This is a genomic window from Streptomyces alkaliphilus, assembly GCF_014141535.1.
In the GTDB taxonomy this organism is placed as follows: Bacteria; Actinomycetota; Actinomycetes; order Streptomycetales; family Streptomycetaceae; genus Streptomyces; species Streptomyces alkaliphilus.
Genome location: NZ_VKHT01000876.1, coordinates 1 through 2,096, shown reverse-complemented (window position 1 = coordinate 2,096; position 2,096 = coordinate 1). Strand labels below are relative to the sequence as shown.

The window sequence follows — 2,096 nt, the reverse complement described above, 5'->3', positions numbered from 1 at the left end:
CCCCCCGCCCGCGTAGCGTGCCCATCCGAACACTTCCGGGACGAGCGCGAGGGCGGGCCGGGGCGAACGATGGACGAGGCGATAAAGCGGAGACTCGGTGGTCTCGCCGTGGTGGGCCCGGCCCTCGCGTGGCTGTTCCGCAGCCGCCCGTGGCGGGTGTACGAGCACATGGACGCCCGTCACTGGACCCGGCTCGCCGCCGCCATCACCTTCACCGGCTTCCTGGCCTTCTTCCCGGTCCTGGCCCTCGGGGTGGCCGTGACCTCGGTGCTGCTGGGCGAGGAGGGCATGGCCGGGGTTCAGGGGTGGCTGGCCGATCAGGTCCCCGGGATCTCGGAGAACCTGGACCTCGGCGGGCTGATCGACAACGCCGGCACGATCGGTCTGGTCTCCCTGCTGCTCCTGCTGCCCACCGGGGCCGGCTGGGTGGAGGCGACCCGGGGCTGTCTGCGGGAGATGTGGGACCTGTCCGACCCCGGGGACAACACCCTGCTGCGGCGGGGCAAGGACATCGGCGTCCTGGCCGGCCTGGGCGGGGTGGTGCTGATCTCGCTGACGGCCTCCGGACTCGCGGTCTCGGTGGCCCAGTGGTTGGCCCGGGAGGCGATCGGCGGGACGGTCGGCCGGGTCCTGCTCCAGATCGTGGCCCACCTGGTCGCCGTCGGCATCACCTTCGTCCTGATGCTGTACCTGTTGGTGTGGCTGCCGGGGGTCCGACCGCCCCGGACGGACACGATCGTGGCGTGCCTGATCGGGGCGGTCGGCTTCGAACTGCTCAAGGCCCTGTTGAGCGGCTACCTGACGGGCATCGCCACCCGCAGCCTCTACGGGGCGTTCGGCGTGCCGATCGCGTTGTTGGTGTGGATGAACCTGATGTCCAAGCTGCTGTTGTTCTGCGGCGCCTGGACGGCGACGGCGGTCACACCCGGGGAGCGACCCGCCGCGGACGCCCTGGCAGCGGGCGACGCCGGTGGAACAGTCGACGACCCCACAGCGCAGCCGCCGTCAACGTCGCCGCGCTGAGCAGCAGGACCCCCATGCCGCCGACCCCGGTCGTCCCCGCGCCGCCGGCTCCGGCCCCGCCGTCCGCCCCGGCCGCGAGGCCGGTGTCGGCCGGTCGCGGAGCGGAGGCGGCCTCCGCCTCCGCATCGGCCGCGGCGACCTCGCTCAGCGTGGGGACCAGTTCGCCGACCGGCTCGACCCGGCCGGCGGCGTCGAAGCCCCAGTCCAGCAGATCGGCGGTCTCGCGGTAGACGCTCAGCCGGTCGCCCTCGGCCGGGTTCATGACCGTCACGATGAGGGTGCGACCGTCGCGTTCGGCGATGCCGGTGAAGGTGTGGCCGGCCTTGGAGGTGTAGCCGTTCTTGCCGCCGATGATGCCGGGGTAGCGCTCCAGGCCGGGGGCGCCGACCAGCAGGCGGTTGGTGCTGCGGATCTCGAAGCTCTCGCGCTTCTTCCCCTTTCCCTTGCCGGGGAAGGTGTAGGTGTCGGCGGCGGCGTAGCGACGGAATTCGGGGTTCCGCAGTCCCGCGCGGGCGATGAGCGTGAGGTCGTACGCGGAGGAGAGCTGTCCCTCCCCGTCGTAGCCGTCTGGGTTGACGACGGTGGTGTCCATCGCCTGGAGCTCGACGGCGCGTTCGTTCATGCGTCGGGTGATCTCGTCGAGTCCGCCGTTCATCGCGGCCAGGGCGTGCACCGCGTCGTTGCCGGAGGCGAGGAAGACGCCGTGCCACAGGTCCTCGACGGTGTAGTCGTGGCCGTCGGAGATGCCCACGGCGCTGCTGCCGGCACCCAGTCGGCCGAAGTGGAGGGGATCGGCGCGGTAGACCTCCTTCGGGTCGGTGTCGGCGAGCAGGGTGTCGGCGAAGAGCATCTTGAGGGTGCTCGCGGGGGCCAGGCGTCGGTGGGCGTTGTGGGCGGCCAGCACCTCGCCGGTGTCGGCGTCGGCGACGATCCAGGAGCGGGCGCTGATCCTCGGCAGGGCGGGGGCGCCCTTCAGCGGTTGGACCCGGGTGCCCTCCAGCCCCAGTTGTTCGCCACCGATGACGCCGGAGGGCGCGGCGGGGGAGCCGGCTCCCCCGCCGCTCCCGGCCGGG

At 72.6% G+C, this 2,096-nt stretch carries 2 protein-coding genes; one reads left to right on the top strand and one right to left on the bottom strand.

Features of this window, described 5'->3' with window-relative positions:
• Nucleotides 1-69 precede the first annotated feature (69 nt).
• Nucleotides 70-1,023: a YihY/virulence factor BrkB family protein gene (locus FNQ90_RS20710; protein ID WP_182607742.1), complete on the top strand. Its 954-nt coding sequence runs from the start codon at nt 70-72 to the stop codon at nt 1,021-1,023.
• Here FNQ90_RS20710 and FNQ90_RS20705 read toward each other — a convergent pair.
• Nucleotides 920-2,096, bottom strand: a 1,177-nt coding sequence (locus FNQ90_RS20705) for a D-alanyl-D-alanine carboxypeptidase family protein (RefSeq protein WP_182607741.1), incomplete at its 5' end; no start/stop codon positions are given. The two genes, FNQ90_RS20710 and FNQ90_RS20705, sit on opposite strands and share 104 nt — an antisense overlap.

Coding starts and splice junctions, on each gene's coding strand:
- FNQ90_RS20710 (WP_182607742.1), top strand. CDS start 70: ATGGACGAGGCGATAAAGCGGAGACTCGGTGGTCTCGCCGTGGTGGGC.